The organism is Candidatus Hydrogenedentota bacterium (assembly GCA_018005585.1).
Lineage (GTDB): Bacteria > Hydrogenedentota > Hydrogenedentia > Hydrogenedentales > JAGMZX01 > JAGMZX01.
On record JAGMZX010000018.1, the window covers coordinates 1 to 18,009 of the forward strand.

Sequence of the window (18,009 nt, forward strand, 5' to 3'; positions counted from 1 at the left end):
AATCTGGGCGTCGTTTTCGAGCCGCCGGATGCCGCGAAGCCGGTTGGCTTCATCGACGCGGTCACCCCGCGCTGGGACTGGTAGACCGCAGCCACTAACGCAGGAGCGGCGTCCCCGCCGCTTGCCGTGGCAGGATCAGTCTCCGGAGAAGTGCTGAATGACGGCATGCACGAAGTCGAAACTCAAACAGCGCGTAGCCGCGTTTTGCCTCGAAGACGGCCTGAACTGCTTACTCGCCCGGAGATTGGAGAGATACGCCAACACGTTCCTTCATCAGACCGTCCGGTCTTCCGCTTTGTATCACTTCGTCGTTGCCTCGAATTGCTCATAGCCCTTGATGGGCTGGACCTGCGCCGCCGTGATCTTCACCCCTGCCACGGGCTTGCCGTTCCAGTCGATCAGTTTGCCCTCGACCGCTGACTGTTTCCCGCCGCCGCAGGCCGCCAGGGCCAAAACCAGCAACAGAATTGAAACACGGAACTCGCCGCGTTTCATGACTTTCCCCTCCGTTTTTCCTTCTCGTGGCCGACGCGCACCGCGCGGATTGCGCCTGTTATCCAGCTCTTGCGTGCTCTATTTTGAACCGTTGCCTGTCCGAAGGACAAGAATATGATGGCCCAGGGCAACGCCCTGGGGACAAAGACAGGGAAACGCCCGCCCTGAAAGGGCAATAGAAGGATTCCTCCCATGCCACAATCGCTATCGATGAATCTGATCCATCTCATTTACAGCACGAAAAACCGGGATGCCTGCCTCACACCCGCGATTCGACCGAATTTATTCGCATATCAGGCCGCTATCTTGCGGGAATGGGATAGTCGCGCGATCGTGATTGGCGGTGTCTCAGACCACCTACACACATTGCTTGTGTTATCAAAGAACCACGCCCTATGTAAGGTTGTGGAAGAGGTCAAGAGGAGTTCCTCAAAATGGCTGAAGACACAGGGTCGATCATTTGCGGGATTTCATTGGCAAAATGGATACGGGGCCTTCTCCGTCAGCCAGTCCCATGTGGCACACGTGCGTCGCTATATCGAGGGCCAAGAAGAACATCACCGCGCAATGTCGTTTCAGGACGAATTCCGGTCGTTCCTGAGGCGATACAAGGTCGAATATGATGAACGGTATGTTTGGGATTGACCTGTTGTTTCGCCCCTTCAGGGCTTCATTTTTCCGGGCGCCCCTATTTTCCCAGGGCGTTGCCCTGGGCGCTATCATGTCCGAGGGCGTTGCCCTGGGCGCTATCATGTCCGAGGGCGTTGCCCTGGGCTATCATGTCCGAGGGCGTTGCCCTGGGCTATCATGTCCCAGGGCGTTGCCCTGGGCTATCATATCCTTGTCCTTCGGACAAGATGCCGCGCGCCGCTTCCGTTTCCGCTATCGCCGGTCTCCGGAAGCCCTCACCCCGCTCCTCTCCCTCGGGGAGAGGGAGTGGCACGAACGTACCGCCCGTGATTCAATCCGCGCATGGGAGACATGGGCAAGATGCCCATGCCACGGGGTTGTGCCGGGCGGGCCGTTTTCGGAATAATCGGGGCAAGGCGCGGCAGCCGCCGCGCCATGTCCATGCGTGGGAGCCCGCCATGAAAATCCACATCCTCATGCTTTCCCTGCTTGTGCTGTGCGTTTCGATGACGGCGCATTCGGAAGAGCCCTACTACCGCGACCTGTATCCCGATACCTGGGTAGCGACGGACGCGCTCGGGCGTACGATGCCGGACGCGCTGGTCGTGGGCCCGCCGAAGACGGACCAGCGGCGGGTCGTGGGCATTTTCTATATCACGTGGCACAGCGACGGCATGGCGAAGGCGAAGAGTCCCTGGACCGGCGACGTGTCGAGGATTCTCGCTCAGGACCCGGGCGCGCGCCTGGACGCGGCGCACCCGCTGTGGACGGAGGGCATGTATCACTGGGGCGAGCCGGAAATGGGCTATTTCCTGAGCAGGGACGAATACGTCATTCGCAAGGACATGTCAATGCTCGCCGATGCGGGCGTCGACTTGCTTGTCATGGACGTGACCAACGCGGTGCGCTACTGGGACGAGTGGGACGTGCTCTTCCCGGTCATGCAGCGGATGAAGGCGGAGGGCAACCGCGTGCCGCAGTTCTGTTTCTGGGCGTATAACGGCCCGTCGATCGTCGTCGTGCAGGATTTGTACGACCGCATCTACGCGGCGGGGAAATACAAGGACCTCTGGTTCTACTGGGACGGCAAGCCGCTGCTGCTGTACAACGGCACGCCGTCCATCGACTCGACGGGACACGACATCAAACACCCGAACCCCAACTATGACCCGGCGGCCAAGACAGACCCGAGCCATCCGCACTATGGCGACCCGAAACACACGGTGGAATTCTTCACGGACTACTCGCAGGAGGTAAAGGATTTCTTCACGCTGCGCACGATGTGGTGGGGTTATTACGAATGGGCGGGCAAGCGCGCCATCGGCTCGGAAGACTATTGGAGTTTCGGATATGACCTGGCCGACGAGCGTGTCAAGGCAATGACACCCGAGGAACTGGTCTCGCGCCACAACGGCGTGAAGGAGCAGGCGGCGGTCACGCCCGCGCAGCATCCGTCAAGCCTCACCGGCAAATGCTGGACCCGCGAACACGGCGAACCGGAATTGAACGAATATGACCTGCCCGTGCCCACGCATGTGCCGTGGCTGGGCAAGACGGTCGAGCATCCGGAAGGCTACGGCATCTATTTCCAACAGCGGTGGGACGAGGCGATCGAGGCGGGCCCGCAGTTCCTCTATATCAACGACTGGAACGAATGGACCGCGGGAAAGTACCAGCCGCCGGCGGGGCAGACCTTCAAGTTCATGCGGCGCGACAACCCGTTCTTCTTCGTCGATCAGTACAACGCGGAGTTCAACCGCTGCATTCACCCCATGCGCGGCGGGTATACCGACAATTACTACATGCAGATGGCGCAGAACATCCGCCGCTACAAGGGCGCGCGGCCCATTCCGGAACTGCGCGGGCTGACGCCGGTCCAGATTGACGGCGCATTCGAAGACTGGGAGGCGGTCAGCGTGGAGTACCGCGACACCGCGGGCGACACATTCCACCGCGACTATCCGGGCTACGGCGGCGCGCATTACACGAACGACTCCGGCCGCAATGACCTGCTAACGTGCAAGGTCGCCGTCGGCGCGGAATCCGTGTGCTTCCATGCGGCCACGCGGGAGCCGGTCACGCCGCACACGGACCGGCATTGGATGATGCTGTTGCTGGACGCCGACCGGAACCACGACACCGGTTGGCACGGTTACGACTATCTCGTCAACTACCGCGTAATCGACGAAGACACTACGACACTGATGCGCTGGGACGCGGCGTCGGGCACTTGGGTCGAGCAGGCGCAACTCGCCTATCGCTACGCGGCTAATGCGCTCGAACTGGCCGTGCCGCGCGAATGGATCGGGCTGTCCGGCGGCGAAATGACATTCGACTTCAAGTGGACCGATAACCCCGCCGACCTGAACGACCCGATATCCCTGTGTCTCAACGGCGACACCGCCCCGAACCGCCGCTTCAATTACCGCTGCATCTGGAAGCAGTGAGAGGAAGTGGTCCTGTGAAGAGTTGAACAGGATGATGTTTCGCTGAGCCAATCTGCGGCGTGAAGGGAGACGGCATGGGGAAACTCAGACCCAGCGGCGGCTATCGCGACACGGCCAGTTTTCAGGCGGCGACGATCATCTACGACGCCACCTACTGGTTTTGCGAGACATTTCTCGATTCCCGTTCGCGCACGGTGGACCAGATGGTCCAGGCCGCGCGCTCCGGCCGTCAGAACATCGCCGAGGGCAGTCGTGCCGCGGCGACCTCTTCGCAAACTGAGTTGCGTCTGCTGAACGTGGCGCGTTCGAGCCTGGAAGAACTGCTGCTCGACTTCGAGGACTTTCTGCGGCACCGGCGCCTCCCGAAATCGGGCCCCGACGCGCCGGAGGCCTTGGCTGTCCGGCAAGTGCCGCAGCGGTTCAAGCGGGAGCGGCCAGATCGGACGGATCTGACCGGTCTGTCGGATCAAGAGCGCTGGACGCTGTACGCGCCGTGGCTCGATCACGCCGACCCCGCCGTGCGCGCCAACGCGATCATCTGCCTGAACCACCAGGCCAATTTCCTGCTTGACCAGCAAATCGCCGCGCTGGAAAAGGCATTTGTCGAGGGCGGCGGTTACAGCGAACAACTCGCCGCTGCGCGGCTCGCGGAGCGCGAGCGGCGCAAACACGATCCGCATGATCGGTCTGACCCGCCTGGTCCGTCAAAGCGCATTCCCGAATGCCCGAACTGCGGCAAGGCCATGGTCCTGCGTACCGCGCAGAAGGGCAAAAGCGCCGGAAAACAGTTTTGGGGCTGCTCAGCATACCCGGATTGCACGGGCCTGGTGGAGAACTGACCCAAGCCGCCAAAATTCTCGGCATCACGCGCGTGCGGCTCTGAGGAACAAGGACGAATCGCGGCAGTCGGCGCCGCCATGGCCCGCCTTGTCGGGATTGATGTCGCATCCCGCCCATAGGAAAGTGATAGCACCCGCCTTTGCGAAACGTTCCGGCGCGGCAAGAGCCGTCACCGTCCGAAGCTTGCGAATTCCTTACAACCCCGACACAAGGCGCTGACACCCTTTGCCGGTCGGGAAGCTATCGTGCATTCGGGAACTCGGTCTGGGACCGAGCCGAAGACAGGAGAATGCACGATGAAAAAGACATGGGTATTGGCGGGGTTGCTGGGCGCGTGGGCATGCGTGTCCGCCGTGATGGCGGAGCCGGTGGCGCTTACGCCGCGGGTCACGGACGCGGCCCTGTACAAGCACGGCTACGGGTATGTCACGGCGTCGGTGACGCTGCCCGCAGGCGCGGGGGACATTGCTGTCGGGGAACTGCCGGAAGCGGCGCTGGGCACGTTCTGGTTCGAGCCGCTGCCGGACGGGACGCATGTCTCGGCCGTGCGCCGGGAATCGCGCAAGGAGACCATGGAAACGCCTGCCGCCACGATCGCGGACCTGATACGCCTGAATGCGAACCGCCGCGTGCGACTGCTAACGGACCAGGACGAATTGTCGGGGGTGTTGCTAGGGTCTGTGGCTCCGGCACCTGACAGAGACACGGAGGAGACGCCCGCCGGCATCCCGGTGAAGCCGCTCGCCGCGGATTCGTTGTGCCTGCTGCGGACGGACGACGGCGGCACCGTCGCGTTGCGCACGCCGGAAATCCGGCGGCTGGTGCTCCTGGAGGACGGCGTGTTCACGGAACCGGTCGAGCGCGACACGTGGCGCCTCGCCTGCACGCTTTCCGGGCCGTGCGGCGGCGGCGAACTGCGCATGCACTACCTGGTCTACGGATTGAGCTGGATTCCGGCATACGAAATCGGCCTGCGCGACGACGATACGGCCCGTGTCGTGTTCCGGGGCACAATTCTCAACGACGCCGTCTCGCTCGATGGTTGCGCGGTGTCGTTCGTCGCGGGGCATCCGAATTTCCGGTTGCGCACCGTTCAGGACGCACTCCTTTCACCGCTTCCAATCGCGGAATTCTACAGTGCGCTGCAGCGGGCATTTGAGCCCGCCGGCCGTTACGACGGCGGGATGACGACGCAGAGCCCCGGTGTGCCGTGGTTCGTGAGCAATTCACCGGGTCCCGTCGAGCAAGTCCGCGTGCAGCCGCAACAGGTCGAATTGGACGGATCGTTCGAGGAGGACATGTTCTTCTATGCGCCGGTGCATGCGACGCTCGAACGGGGCGAACGCGGCGCGTTTCTTATTGGCAAACACGATGTCCCGTGTGAGCACGTTTATCTCTGGGAGGTCTCGGACATGGCGCCCCGGGATTGGGGCGGGAGCGGCGAAGGGTTGGCCAATCCTGCCGCGGACGCACAAACCGTGTGGCACTCGCTACGTCTTACGAACGCGTCGGGCGCGCCCTGGACCACGGGGTCCGTACTCGTGACGCGTGGCGGAAACCCCATCAGCCAGGATGTCCTTCAGTACACGCCGCCGGGCGCGGTGGCGGATTTCCGGCTTACCAAGGCGCTGGGCGTGACCGCTTCGAGCCAAGACCAGGAGACCAACCGCAGAAACAACGTGATTCGCCGCTACCTCCGCGGCGGGCCGGACGAAATCGTCACGGTGCGCGGTGTCATGCGCATTCGGAACAACGAGAACGACACCGTGCGGGTCGTAATCAAGAAGCGTTTTGTCGGCACTTTGCTCGAGACCGCGCCCGAAGCCAAGGTCTCGAAAAGCGCCGAGAATATCCGCAGTTACAATCCGGCCGGCGAGATGGAGTGGCAGGCGGATCTGGCGCCCGGCGAAGAAAAGGAATTTACGTATAGTCTCGACATGCTGGTCTACTAAGGGAACGCGGGACATGGCGGGAGGCGGCGGTTGTGCTTGTGAAAGCGACGGTACGCTGTCGCACTCCATCGCATTGGAATCAGGGCCGGCGCATGCGGAAGCGTTCGAGGACGTCATGCACGTCGCGCCGGTCGAGCGGCGGGGCGCTGCTGTAGAAAAGATGGGTCGCGCAGGCGCAATCCGTGCAGCCGAACCCGCGCGAGCCGGGTGCGAGCACGCGCGCGAGGGCGTGAGCCAGGTCGCATTCGAGACGGACGGATGCGCGGACGGCCAAGGCCTCGACCGGCGCGGCGCGCGGGCGCAGGTAGTCGATGTGCCAGTGGCGCGTCTTGTGCGGGCGCAGGTGCCGGGCCATGCGCGCGGCAAGGTTGGCCATCGCGGAGCCTACGTAGATGTAATGACCCTTGCGGAACGGGACGGCTCCCAGCGAGCCGACTTCGACCCGCGTGGTTTCCTTGAGTTCCAGGAGCAAGAGATACGCGCCCCGGTCCTGCGCCTCGCGGTCGATGTGCTCCCAGGGAATATCGAGCAGCCGCACGCCGCGTCCGAGCGTGAGGTCCTCGCGCCACGTCACCGAGACGGGCAGGATGCGCACATAATCGCGCACGTCGAGCAGGGTCCGGCTGAACGCGAGGTCCGTGTGGAAATCGGGCATGAACCAGCGCACGTTCGGCGTGTGCACGACAAACACCACGGCCGTGCGCGTGCCGCTGCGCGCCATTTCCGCAAGTTCGAGCAGGTGCCTGCGCCCGCGCTCCGTCACGGCGTCGGGGAACATGGCCACGCCGTTCCCGAACAGCGTGCAGGACTTCACCTCGACGTAGAGCTCGCCGGCCGCGTCGCGCAGCAGGAAATCGAAGCGGCTGCGCCCCACGGGCGCTTCCGCGCGCACGATGGCGGCGTGTTCCAGTCCCGGGATGCGCCGGCGTTCGAGCAGGCGCCGCGCCACCGCGTTCGTCGCGTGGGTGTGCAGCAGCACGGGCGCGCCGTCGCGCTCCACGGCCACGGCGGTAAAGCGGGTCCTGCGCGCCGCGCCGGGATCCGCGTTCTCCGTGACGTACAGTGTCGCGCCGGGGAGCAGCAGCTCGCGCAATCGGCCCGGATTTGGCAGGAACGCCTCGACGGGCGGGCGCCCCGGCGGCGCGCAGCTCACCAGGAACCGGTTGGGCCGCGCGATGAAACGCGCCTGGAAAACCGGTGTCGTGAAGAAACGATTGGACGCGCGCATGCGTGCGTGTTTCCCTCCGGTGGATACAACGCGGCGCGGAAACGCGGGAATCGCGGGCCGCGCCGGATGCGAGGGTCAAGAGTGGAGCATCGCGGGCCGGGAATCAACTTCCGGCCGGCCAAAGAAACGCTGGTAGTTGAAGACCCACAAGGTGATGAACCCCATGCAGCCGAGGATATGCCAGAACGCATGCCAAGGAAAGACATAGAGGCTGATTTCGTCATTGCCTGCTGCCGCGACGAACATCCCGGCCAAGAAGAACAGGAAGAACATCCAGAACAGGGGCCGCGCATGGCGGGGGATCTTCCGGAACGACACGGCAATCACGCCGACGCACACCCAGGCGTTCAAGATCAGCGCCAGTTCCCCAAAGTAGAACTGGCCGAAATCCCCGAAGTTCACGACGGGTTTCTTCTCGATGGCCCAGATTTCCAAGGCGAGATAGGCCCATACGCACAGGTTGACCGTCGTGGACGCCGCAATCAATGCACGGCTCGCCCGCGGATGCAGGAAGTCCCGGCTGAACGCAATCTGCAGGGCGAATGCGAGCAGAATGTTGGTGCCTACGTCAAAGAAGGACGCCACGCGGTACCCTTCCACGGAGTGGAGCCAGACCGTGGGGATGCCGGTGATCAGGACGCACGCATACACGAACATCCAGCGCCCGGGCTGCCGGCGCGTGAACGCCGTAAAGAGCAACGGCAATATGCCTCCGAAGCAGGTGCAATAGGACGTGACAATATTCGCGAGCTGGGCGTCGTGCTGGTAGGCCATGGACCTGCGATTCCTCGGTACCGGAGGTCTCCCCCGGGGTTTCATCAATCATTTGATGGATAGACCCGGCCGGAATACCCGCGGTTTCGGGCCCGGCGACAGTTGAAACCGCAGTCGCGGCCGGGGTGCTGCCCGGCGCGTAACGGATTCGATCTCCAGGAGTATGTTTCGCTATGATCCGAGGCCGTCGTGTGTCTTGCGGTCCCGCGGCCGCAACTGCGCCGGCCGTGCATTTCAAGTCGTCCTAATATCAGTGGAAGTGGCTGACATAATTCGTAGAAGAGCGTGTCAAGATCGTTAACGCCTTGCGCCAGGGTGATTCCATCATATCCATGAAGAGACCCGCGTTATTCCTGCTTGCCCTCGTCACGCTTGGCTGCACCGGGAACGGCGGCGGCATGCTGTCGGTATCCGGCGAAATCGAAGGGGTGGGGGTGAACGCGGGGAGCCGGATCGGGGGCCGGGTCGTCGAAATCCTCGTGGACGAAGGCGCGCCCGTTTCGGCGGGCGACGTGCTGGTGCGGCTGGACGATACGGAGGCGCAAGCCGCGGTGGCGGCAGCGCGGGCTCGGGTGGACTCCGCGCGGGCGACCCTGACCAAGCTCGAAGCGGGCGCGACGGAAGAGCAACTGCGCCAGGCGGAGGCGGCGGTGCGTGTGGCGGAGGAGCAGTACCGCATGGCGGAGAACGGCGCACGCGACGAGGAAATCCGCGCGGCCGCGGCGGTGCTGGAGGGCGCGCGCGCGGCGCGCGACACGGCGCGCTCGGATTTCGAGCGCATTGCGCGGCTCTACGAGGAGCGTGTGGCGGCGCGGCGTCAATATGACCAGGCAAAGGCGGCGTTCGACGCGGCGGAGGCGCAATACAGGGCCGCGGCCGAACGGCATGCCATGCTGGAGGAAGGCGCGCGGAACGAGGAAATCGCCATGGCCAAGGCCGCGCTGGAGCGGGCACAGGCGGGGCGCGATGAACTCGTGCGCGGGCCGCGCGAGGAGGACAAGGCGGCCGCCCGGGCGGCGCTGGACGCCGCCGCTGCCGACCTGCGGCGGGCCGAGACGATTGCGTCAGAAATGGTCGTCACCGCCCCTAGGGACAGTGTGGTCGAGTCGATTGCCGTGCACGTGGGCGACCTGGTCGCGCCAGGACCCGTAGTGCGTCTGATAGATCCCGGCGACCTCGAAGTGATGATTTATGTCAGCGCCGCCTTGCTCGGCCATCTCCAAGTCGGGCAGACGCTGCCGTTCACCACCGATGCCCACGGAAACGAAGTCTTTGAAGGCACGATCGTCCATATCTCGACGCAGGGAGAATATACGCCGCGCAACCTGCAAACGCAGGAAGAGCGCGTGCAGCAGGTGTTCGGCGTCAAGCTGAAGCTCGATTCCGCGGGCGGCAAGCTGCGCCCCGGCATGACGGTCGCCGCGCGCATCCCGGACCCGCGGAAGGTACCCTGAGCATGGCCGGGGGCGCGGCGTCCAAGCCGGTCGTGATCGAGACGCGGGAGCTGTCCCGCCGGTTTGGCCCCCTCGTGGCGGTGGACCGGGTCAACATCGCCATTGAAGAGGGGGATATCTTCGGCTTTCTGGGCCCGAACGGTTCGGGCAAGACCACGCTGATCCGCATGTTGTGCGGGCTGCTTCGGCCCAGTTCGGGCCAGGCAACCGTGCTCGGCCACGACGTGCGCAACGACAGCGAGGGGGTCAAGCGCAGCATCGGCTATATGTCGCAGCAGTTCAGCCTGTACAACGACCTGTCCGTAATGGAGAATCTCCGCTTCTACTCGGGCGTCTATGGCATTCCGCGCAAGCAGCGCGCGCAACGCATAGACGACGTCATCGGCATCGTAGGCATAGACCGCTACCGCAAACAGCTTGCGGGCCGGCTGTCGGGCGGCTGGAAGCAGCGGCTGGCCCTGGCGTGCGCGCTGGTGCACCGGCCGCGCCTCATGTTCCTCGACGAGCCGACGGCGGGCATCGACCCGGTCGCGCGGCGCGACTTGTGGAATCTCCTGTTCGACCTGGCGGGACAGAATGTCACTTTCTTCGTTACCACGCATTACATGGACGAGGCGGAGCGGTGCAGCCACCTCGGCTACATCTATTTCTCCCGGCTCATTGCCTACGGGACGCCGGGCGACCTGAAGAAACTCGATGACGTGACGCCCGAGGGCTGCGCGCGCCTCGAGTTGCGCGTGCCGCGCGTGGCGGCCGCGATGCGGTCGCTCAACACGTTTCCCTATGTGCGCGACGCGACCATCTTCGCCGACGTGGTGCATGTGCTCACGGCGAAAGGCACGGAAGGACGCATCGTAGACGACCTGCGCCGGAGCGGATTTCCGGACGCGGCGGTCCAGCCCATCCCGGCAACGCTCGAGGACGTGTTCGTCACGCTGACGCGAAGCCGGACGGGGGACAATCATGATTAACGGCATCGGCGCCATTATCTACAAGGAGACGCGGCACATCCTGCGCGATCCGAAGACGCTCTTTCTGATGCTGGTGATCCCGAGCCTGGAGTTGATCATCTTCGGCTACGCCGTGGACCTCGACGTGCGGCACATCCCGACGGTCGTCTGCAATCTCGATGCCCGCCAGGAAAGCAAAGCGCTGCTCGACAGCTTCGTCAACACGGGCTATTTCGATATTGTCGGTTACGCGAACTCCGGCCAGGAGATGGTCCACGCGATTGTGCGCGGCGACGCCCGGGTGGGCATCAAGATTCCCCCGGATTACAGCGAGCGCGTTCTCACCGGCGAAAAGACGGAGGTGCAGGTGTTGCTGGATGGCAGCGATTCGACCGTGGCGATGCAGGCGTTGAACGTCAGCAGCGCGATCGGCTTGCGCAGCTCGGTCCAGATTCTTGGCAGGACGTCGCCGAGCCGGTGGGAGCTTCCCGTGGACATGCGCCAGCGCGTCCTCTTCAACCCGGACATGAAGACCGCGAATTTCATGGTGCCCGGCCTCGTGGGCGTGATTCTCCAGGTGGTTATCATGCTGCTCACTTCGTTTGCGATCGTGCGGGAAAAGGAGCAGGGCACGCTCGAACAGCTTATCGTCACGCCCGTCTCGCGCCTGGGCCTCATGCTGGGCAAGCTTGTTCCCTTCGGTGTCATCGGCGTGGCGGAAGTCGTATCCGTGCTGACGCTGATGCGCGTCCTGTTTCAGGTTCCGATAGCGGGGAGCCTGCTGTTGCTGGGGGGATTCACGGCGATCTTTCTGTTCACGACGCTGGGGCTTGGCCTGCTCGTATCGACCTTCGCCAGCAATCAGATTCAGGCCTTGCAGATTTCCTTTCTCATCCTGCTGCCCACATTCCTGCTGTCGGGGTTCATGTTCCCCCAGGAGACCATGCCGCCGGTCATCTACGCGATTGGCCAGGTTGTCCCCGCGACCTACTTCCTGCGAATCCTCCGCGGGATCATTCTGCGCGACGCCGGGTTCTACGACCTGTGGCCGAATGCCGCGATCCTGGCCTGCATGGGCTTCTGCGTGATCTGGCTGGCAACGCTGCGGTTCCACAAGACGCTGGCGTAAGCGTTCACCCGCGCGGGTACGCGCGGGCGGAATGCGGCCGTTGTTCGGGTCTTTGCCGCTGTCTCAATAGGAACCAGGGACGAACGTCCGGGAATCCGCATTCAAGGCCCTCTGCCAGCACCTGCCTGTGGCGTCCCTGCTTCCCACGGTTTTCCGGGAAGATTGCCGGCGCGGAAGCGGCCCGTGCTACTATCGCGTCACCCTGGGAGTTCCACTCATGCCGCAACATGCACTGTCGCGATTGTCCTGGACCCTCGAGGGCTGGCGACCCTATGCCTGGATGCTCGGCCGCAAGCCCGGCGCAAGTCACATCCAGGCGGATATCGCGCCGGTTTCGGCGCGCGTGCCGGGGTCGGTGCAGGCCGCGCTGCTGGCGGCGGGGCTGCTGCCGGACTGGCATCTGGGCGTGCATTCGCGGGACTGTGAATGGGTCGAGCACCGGCACTGGCTTTTTGAAACCACGATACCGGCGGCGTGGACGCCGCCGGGCGAACAGGCCGTGCTCGTTGCGGAAGGCCTGGATTACGCGGGCTGGGTCCTCGTGGACAACGTGGAGGTTGCGCGGTTCGCGGGCGCGCTGGCGCCGCACCGGTTCGACCTGACAGCCCAGATCAGCGACGGCCGGCCGCACCGGCTCAGCATCTGTTTCGATGAGGCCCCGCCCGAGCAGGGGCAGATCGGATATTCCTCGCGTTCGCGCTACTTCAAGCCGCGCTATCCCTACAGTTGGGACTGGTGCCCGCGGCTCGTGCCCGTTGGCGTCTGGGACGCGCTTTGCCTGGAAACGGGGTCAAGCGCGGCATTCCGCCTTGACCGCGTTCGCGCCACGCTCGCCGGGGACTACGCCACGGGCCGTATCGAGGCCGCGGTCGGCACCGAAAGTCCCGCGGCGGAAGGCATGACGGTCCATGCAATTCTCCTGGATGGCGAGCGGGAATGCGGGCGCGCGCGGGCCCCGCTCGAACAAGCTGGCGCGACGGTGGCGCTGGACGGCCTCGCCGTGCAACCGTGGTGGCCAAACGGCGCGGGAGAGCAGAAACTGTACACCCTCGAAGTCCGCGTCGTGGATGCGCACGGAGCGCCTGTCTGGCGCGCGGAGCGTCAGGCCGGGTTCCGGCATATCGCGTGGCGCGCGTGCGAGGCCGCCCCCGAAGGGGCGCTGCCCTGGATTTGCGAGGTGAACGGAACGCCGGTCTTCCTGCAGGGCGCGAACTGGGTGCCGCCGCGCATCGCCTACCATGACGTTACAGAGGAAGACTACCGTGCGCTCATCGGCCTGTACCGGGAAATGGGCTGCAATGCGCTGCGCGTTTGGGGCGGCGGCATTCTCGAAAAGGAGACCTTCTACGACCTGTGCGACCAGGCAGGCATCTTCGTATGGCAGGAATTCCCGCTGTCTTCGTCCGGCGTGGAGAACCTGCCCCCGGACTGCCCGGAGGCGATAGCAACGCTCGCCGGCATCGCGCGTTCGTACATCGCGAGGCGCGCCCATCACGCGTCGCTGCTGCTGTGGTGCGGCGGCAACGAACTCACGCTTGCGGACGCCTCGCCCGTGGACGCGTCGCATCCGTGCATTGCGGCGCTGCGGCGTGTAGTCGAGGAGGAAGACCCCGGGCGCCGGTTTCTCCCCACGTCGCCGAGCGGACCCGAGTTTTACGCGCACGCAGCCGCGTACGGCAAGGGACGGCACCACGACATCCACGGGCCGTGGGGCATGGCCGGGTTCGCCGGCCTGGAAGCGTGGCGCGCGTACTGGGAGGGCGACGACGCGCTGTTCCGTTCCGAAGTCGGCATGCCCGGCGCAATGGACGCGGACCTGATCCTGAAATACGCGGACGGCATGGCCTGCTGGCCGCCGGAGGGCGAATACTGGGGGCATACAGCTGCGTGGTGGACGCAGTGGGACCGGCTGCAGGCGCAGTTTGAACACATGGGTCCGGAGGCGGGGCTGCGCGCATACGTGCAACAGACACAGGCGTATCAGGCGGCGGCTTACGCGGTTGCGGCGGCTTGCTGCAAACAGCGCTTCCCGAAGTGCGGCGGGTTCCTCATCTGGATGGGTCACGACTGCTTCCCCTGCCCCGCCAACAACTCCGTTATCGATTTCGAGCGCCGGCCCAAGCCGGCATATTTCGCGCTGCAGCAGGTCTTTCTGCGGCGGTAGGAAACGGGTTCAGCCTGCGTGCTCGAGCACGATCTTTATGGCGCCGGTGCGGCCCTTGTGGAGAAACGCCTTCGCGGCGTCCTTGTAGCGCGCCATGGGGAAGCGGTGGGTGATGATGTCGGCGGGGTCCACCGCGTTCGTGAGCAGCATATCCGCGGCGATGTCGAAAGAAGTCCGGCCATCGGCTTCCGAGGCGTGGCAGTTGATGCCGGAAACCTGGACTTCCTGCGACCAGATGGGCGAGTAGTCGACGCGCCCCGGCTTGAAGTTGATGCCGACCAGCACAATAGCGCCGCCGCCGCGCGCCCAGCGCAGCGCATGTTGCAGCGTCGCGTCGCTCCCGACCGTGTCGTAAATGCGGTCAAAGCCTCCCAGCAGGATTTCGTTGCCAAAGTGGCCGCGCACGTAACGCGCGCCCGCGGTTTCCGCCACGCGCCGGTAGAGGCCGGGGCCTTCCTCAATGACCGCCGCACCGTATTTCGCCGCGACCCGCGCCTGGAATGGATAGCGCGCAAGGCAGTGTACCGCGGCGTCCGGCGCCATGCGCCGCAAGGCCACGACGGCAAGCAGTCCGATGGCGCCGCCGCCGATGACCAGCACGCGTTCGCCCGGCCGCGGGGGCGCCTTGAGCACGCCATGCGCGGCGCTTGCGAGCGGCTCTATCAGCACGGCGGCGTCGTTGCTCAGTGCCGGGGGGACGCGAAACGGCTGCGTCCGGTGCATGACCATGTACGGCGAGAAGCCGCCGCCGGTGTCCCGCAGGGGCAGGCTGCCGCGGCCCAGGTTTTCGCAGAGCATGTAGTTGCCCCGCGCGCATTGCGGGCACGGAGGGGCGTGCTCCATCTGGAAGCACGACGGCCAGTCGATGCGCAGGACGACGCGATCGCCCGCGGCCAGCCCTTCCACCTCACTTCCGGCCTGGGCCACTTCGCCGACGAGTTCGTGTCCGAGGAATTTACGATGAATGCCGGGCACGGCCGCGGAAAAGCATTTCGGGTCGAGGTCCATGAACATGAAATGCAGGTCGGTGCCGCATAGACCGCACTGAATATTGCGAACCTTGAGCCAGCGTTCATTGGGAATCGCGGGCTCGGGCACTTCCGCGTAGCGCAGCGGCGACAACGGGCCGAGCGCTGCATAGCGGAAGAGGCGTTCCGCGACTTTGAGGGCCATGACTTTACCGGGACGGTTCTCGAAAAAAAGCGCCTTCATAGGCACGCCTGGACCGCCGCGACAATGGCGTCCGCTTCGTCCGCCGTGAGCAACAGGCTCGGGCGCAGCACGACGGCGTGCCGCGCCACCGCACCCGGGAGCACAAGCAGGCCGTTTGAAGCGGCGCGGCGGCAGAACTCGCGGGCCGATTCTTCCGTGCCGCAGTCCAGCGACAGCGCGAGACCGGTCCCGGCGGCGTCGCGGAAAGGCGCGCCGGGCCGCGCCGCGATCCCGCGCAGCGCGTCGAGCAGCCGCGCGCCCATCGCGGCCGCGTTGCGCCACGGCTCGAGGCGCGCGTAGGCCTCGAGGGTCTTCAGACCGACCCGGCACCCGATATCCGACCCGCCGAAGGTCGAGAGGTGAATCATGGGATGCGCGTTCATGAAACGGTTAACCTCCTGCGTCAGCAGGGTCGCCGCGATGGGAAACACGCCGCCGCCGAGCGCTTCGCCCAAGACAAGGATGTCCGGCGAGATGCCGAGCGCCCCGTACGCGAACCGTGCGCCCGTGCGCCCGAAATTGGTCTGTGTCTCATCCGCCACGAGCAGCGCGCCGGTCTTGCGGCACGCGCGTTCTATCGCCAGCGCATACTCGGGCGAGACGGCGCGGCAGTGGTTCTCGACCTGCACCGGCTCGAAGATGAACGCCGCGGTCTTTGGCGTGATCGCCGCCTCGATCGCGTCCGAATCGCCGAAGGGCACGGTGCGCACCTCGGGGACCAGCGGTCCAAAACGCTGCTTGTCCGCGCGGTCGGACAGCGTGAGCGCGAATCCCGTGTGCCCGTACCAGCCGCCGTCCACGGTGACCAGTTCCGCGCGGCCGGTGTGGCCCCGGGCGGCCTTGCACGCGAATTCCATCGCTTCGCCGCGCATGACGCTGTACACCGCGCATTCGAGCGGCCCCGGCACGAACGTCGCGAGCGCTTCCGCCAGGCGCGACTTCTCGACCGAGATCATCGGGAAGTTGCCTTGGTCCGTCTCGCGCATGGCGGCGCGCAGCGCCTCGATGAGTTCCGGCGGGCGCCGCCCGAGGTTGTACGTGCCCGCGCCGCAGACGCAGTCGAGATACCGGCGGTCGGCGGTGTCCCAGACCCACGCCCCCTCGCGCTTGCCTTCGAAGAAATCGTGGCCCATGGCGCGCAACCACTCCAGCCGGCCCTGCGCCAGGCCGGGACACACAGCGGCGGGGAATGCCTGGTTCATGACACGCGCCTCCGCGAGGGCATCCATTCCTCGATGCTGCGCAACAGGCCGAACAAGGCCATCTGTGCCCTTTCGTTATTGAGCAGCCGGAGCACGCCGGGGACTCTGACGGCGAGCAGGGCCGCGGGCAGCAGCGTCATCATGTCGCGCACGGATTCCCGGATAGCGGCGATGACCTCTTCGAGTTCCGCCTCGCTCACCGTGATTGGGACCATGAAACGCATGACTTGCGGCGCATTGCCCGAGTAGGCGGCGAAGACGCCATGCCGCGCAAGCGCGTCGGACATCATGGGCCCCATGAATTCGTGCACATACTCGATGCCGACCATGAGCCCGAGCCCGCGCACGGCGCGCACGATCCGCGGGTTTTCGTCGCGCAGGTCTTCCAGGGCCTGTCTCAGGCGCGCACCGCGCCGCGCCGCGTTCTCCCACAAGCGCGTTTCCTCGATGTATTCGAGCACGCGCAAGGCGACGCGGCAACCCAGGTCCGTCCCGCCGCCCCACGTCTCGTGGAACAGCGGGTTGCGGTCCACGAAGTCCGTCAGGACGGGCACGGGCCGGTATACGGCCGCCGCCATGGGGTAGAGGCCGCCGCCCAGCGATTTCGCGACGGTCATGATGTCCGGGACTACGTTCGCATGTTCACTGGCGAAGAGACGCCCGGTGCGCCCGAAACCGGTCTGAATTTCGTCAAATATCAGGAGAACGCCCTGTTGGTCGCAGAGGTTGCGCACCCCTTCGAGATAGGCGGCGCCGGCGGGAAAGATGCCAGCTTCGCCCTGGACCGGCTCGAGAAGCACGGCGGCGGTCCGGTCCGACACACGCGCGCGCATCGCGCCAAGATCGTTGAACGGCACAAAGGTGAAATCCGGCATGAGCGGTTCGCAGTAATGACGGTAATGCGCCTTGCCGTTGGCGGACAGCGCGAATCCGGTGTGGCCGTGGTACGCCTTCACCGTCGCGACGATCTCGCTGCGCCCGGTCGCGCCGCGCGCGAGCTTAATCGCGCAGTCGATCGCATCGCCGCCGCCCGCCGCAAAAAGAACCTGATTCAGGTCGCCGGGCGCGAGCGCGGCCAATTTCGCCGCGAGCGCCAGTTTGGCCGGCGAAACCATGTGAAACGCGCCCATGTCGAGGTCGTTCAGAGCCGCGTCCAGCGCGTCCATGACGGACGGATTGTGACGGGATACGTTGAAGCAGCCGGCGGCAGTGAAACAGTCGTACATGCGCCGGCCCGATGCGGCGTCCCGGAATCCGACGCCTTCCCGGTCCGTTTCTACGACGTCCAGGTGTCCCGCGCGCAGATACTTCATCTGACCGCGGTTGAGGTAGCGCGAGAACCGGGCCACGAGGCTGGCCTTTTCCGCCTGGGTCATGCGTGGCCCCGGCGGTGTGGTGCTGGACATGGGTCTTCTCCTCGCTACAAGACACAGGGTGATTCTTTCACGCCGGGACGGGGCGGCGCAATGCCGGTCGCGGCGGCTTGACCGGGTCGCGCGCCCGTCCCATAATGCGCCGGTGCCGCAAGGGGA

14 protein-coding genes are annotated in these 18,009 nt (G+C 65.1%); 8 read left to right on the forward strand and 6 right to left on the reverse strand.

Features of this window, described 5'->3' with window-relative positions:
• Positions 1-300: 300 nt before the first annotated feature.
• Positions 301-495 (reverse strand): hypothetical protein, encoded by a 195-nt coding sequence (locus KA184_04835; protein ID MBP8128886.1) that lies wholly within the window; start codon positions 493-495, stop codon positions 301-303.
• 192 nt (positions 496-687) lie between these two features.
• Between KA184_04835 and KA184_04840 the strand changes: the two genes are divergently transcribed.
• From KA184_04840 to KA184_04855, 4 genes are all read left to right on the forward strand, one after another.
• On the forward strand, positions 688-1,140 hold the full coding sequence (locus KA184_04840; protein MBP8128887.1) for a transposase: 453 nt from the start codon (positions 688-690) through the stop codon (positions 1,138-1,140).
• A gap of 443 nt (positions 1,141-1,583) precedes the next feature.
• Entirely contained in the window at positions 1,584-3,572 is a 1,989-nt protein-coding gene (locus tag KA184_04845) for a hypothetical protein (protein MBP8128888.1), read from the forward strand.
• A 74-nt stretch (positions 3,573-3,646) separates the two neighbouring features.
• The gene (locus KA184_04850; protein MBP8128889.1) at positions 3,647-4,411 is read left to right on the forward strand and encodes a four helix bundle suffix domain-containing protein; all 765 of its coding nucleotides are present in this window, start codon (positions 3,647-3,649) and stop codon (positions 4,409-4,411) included.
• 297 nt (positions 4,412-4,708) lie between these two features.
• Positions 4,709-6,364, forward strand: a complete 1,656-nt coding sequence (locus tag KA184_04855; protein MBP8128890.1) for a hypothetical protein — start codon at positions 4,709-4,711, stop codon at positions 6,362-6,364.
• Positions 6,365-6,443: 79 nt separating this feature from the next.
• Here the strand turns inward: KA184_04855 and sfsA are convergent, their stop codons facing one another.
• On the reverse strand, positions 6,444-7,592 hold the full coding sequence (gene sfsA / locus KA184_04860) for a DNA/RNA nuclease SfsA (protein ID MBP8128891.1): 1,149 nt from the start codon (positions 7,590-7,592) through the stop codon (positions 6,444-6,446).
• A gap of 75 nt (positions 7,593-7,667) precedes the next feature.
• Positions 7,668-8,366, reverse strand: coding sequence for a hypothetical protein (locus tag KA184_04865; protein ID MBP8128892.1), 699 nt, complete (start codon positions 8,364-8,366; stop codon positions 7,668-7,670).
• 332 nt (positions 8,367-8,698) lie between these two features.
• Here KA184_04865 and KA184_04870 point away from each other — a divergent pair, with 332 nt between their 5' ends.
• The 4 genes from KA184_04870 to KA184_04885 all read left to right on the forward strand — a co-directional run bounded on the left by KA184_04870 (position 8,699) and on the right by KA184_04885 (position 14,063).
• The gene (locus KA184_04870; GenBank protein MBP8128893.1) at positions 8,699-9,820 is read left to right on the forward strand and encodes an HlyD family efflux transporter periplasmic adaptor subunit; all 1,122 of its coding nucleotides are present in this window, start codon (positions 8,699-8,701) and stop codon (positions 9,818-9,820) included.
• Positions 9,821-9,822: 2 nt separating this feature from the next.
• A complete protein-coding gene (locus tag KA184_04875; protein MBP8128894.1) occupies positions 9,823-10,791 on the forward strand; it encodes an ABC transporter ATP-binding protein in 969 nt (322 codons plus the stop codon).
• A complete protein-coding gene (locus KA184_04880; protein ID MBP8128895.1) occupies positions 10,784-11,899 on the forward strand; it encodes an ABC transporter permease in 1,116 nt (371 codons plus the stop codon). The genes KA184_04875 and KA184_04880 overlap by 8 nt, the downstream gene beginning before the upstream one ends.
• A gap of 217 nt (positions 11,900-12,116) precedes the next feature.
• The gene (locus KA184_04885; GenBank protein MBP8128896.1) at positions 12,117-14,063 is read left to right on the forward strand and encodes a hypothetical protein; all 1,947 of its coding nucleotides are present in this window, start codon (positions 12,117-12,119) and stop codon (positions 14,061-14,063) included.
• 9 nt (positions 14,064-14,072) lie between these two features.
• On the opposite strand, the gene KA184_04890 is transcribed toward KA184_04885, so the two are convergent.
• Genes KA184_04890 through KA184_04900 form a run of 3 tightly spaced genes read right to left on the reverse strand, consistent with a single transcriptional unit; the run spans position 14,073 to position 17,883 of the window.
• Positions 14,073-15,275 carry an alcohol dehydrogenase catalytic domain-containing protein gene (locus KA184_04890; GenBank protein MBP8128897.1) on the reverse strand — a complete coding sequence of 401 codons (1,203 nt, stop codon included), beginning with the start codon at positions 15,273-15,275 and terminating at the stop codon, positions 14,073-14,075.
• Positions 15,272-16,477 (reverse strand): aspartate aminotransferase family protein, encoded by a 1,206-nt coding sequence (locus KA184_04895; GenBank protein MBP8128898.1) that lies wholly within the window; start codon positions 16,475-16,477, stop codon positions 15,272-15,274. The genes KA184_04890 and KA184_04895 overlap by 4 nt, the downstream gene beginning before the upstream one ends.
• Positions 16,474-17,883, reverse strand: coding sequence for an aspartate aminotransferase family protein (locus tag KA184_04900; protein ID MBP8128899.1), 1,410 nt, complete (start codon positions 17,881-17,883; stop codon positions 16,474-16,476). Before KA184_04900 ends, KA184_04895 begins: the two co-directional genes overlap by 4 nt.
• Between the last annotated feature and the right edge of the window lie 126 nt (positions 17,884-18,009).

What these genes read in the sequence shown, in the direction of transcription:
- KA184_04835 (MBP8128886.1), bottom strand. Translation starts at nt 495, where the DNA reads ATGAAACGCGGCGAGTTCCGTGTTTCAATTCTGTTGCTGGTTTTGGCC.
- KA184_04840 (MBP8128887.1), top strand. Translation starts at nt 688, where the DNA reads ATGCCACAATCGCTATCGATGAATCTGATCCATCTCATTTACAGCACG.
- KA184_04845 (MBP8128888.1), top strand. Translation starts at nt 1,584, where the DNA reads ATGAAAATCCACATCCTCATGCTTTCCCTGCTTGTGCTGTGCGTTTCG.
- KA184_04850 (MBP8128889.1), top strand. Translation starts at nt 3,647, where the DNA reads ATGGGGAAACTCAGACCCAGCGGCGGCTATCGCGACACGGCCAGTTTT.
- KA184_04855 (MBP8128890.1), top strand. Translation starts at nt 4,709, where the DNA reads ATGAAAAAGACATGGGTATTGGCGGGGTTGCTGGGCGCGTGGGCATGC.
- sfsA (MBP8128891.1), bottom strand. Translation starts at nt 7,592, where the DNA reads ATGCGCGCGTCCAATCGTTTCTTCACGACACCGGTTTTCCAGGCGCGT.
- KA184_04865 (MBP8128892.1), bottom strand. Translation starts at nt 8,366, where the DNA reads ATGGCCTACCAGCACGACGCCCAGCTCGCGAATATTGTCACGTCCTAT.
- KA184_04870 (MBP8128893.1), top strand. Translation starts at nt 8,699, where the DNA reads ATGAAGAGACCCGCGTTATTCCTGCTTGCCCTCGTCACGCTTGGCTGC.
- KA184_04875 (MBP8128894.1), top strand. Translation starts at nt 9,823, where the DNA reads ATGGCCGGGGGCGCGGCGTCCAAGCCGGTCGTGATCGAGACGCGGGAG.
- KA184_04880 (MBP8128895.1), top strand. Translation starts at nt 10,784, where the DNA reads ATGATTAACGGCATCGGCGCCATTATCTACAAGGAGACGCGGCACATC.
- KA184_04885 (MBP8128896.1), top strand. Translation starts at nt 12,117, where the DNA reads ATGCCGCAACATGCACTGTCGCGATTGTCCTGGACCCTCGAGGGCTGG.
- KA184_04890 (MBP8128897.1), bottom strand. Translation starts at nt 15,275, where the DNA reads ATGAAGGCGCTTTTTTTCGAGAACCGTCCCGGTAAAGTCATGGCCCTC.
- KA184_04895 (MBP8128898.1), bottom strand. Translation starts at nt 16,477, where the DNA reads ATGAACCAGGCATTCCCCGCCGCTGTGTGTCCCGGCCTGGCGCAGGGC.
- KA184_04900 (MBP8128899.1), bottom strand. Translation starts at nt 17,883, where the DNA reads ATGTCCAGCACCACACCGCCGGGGCCACGCATGACCCAGGCGGAAAAG.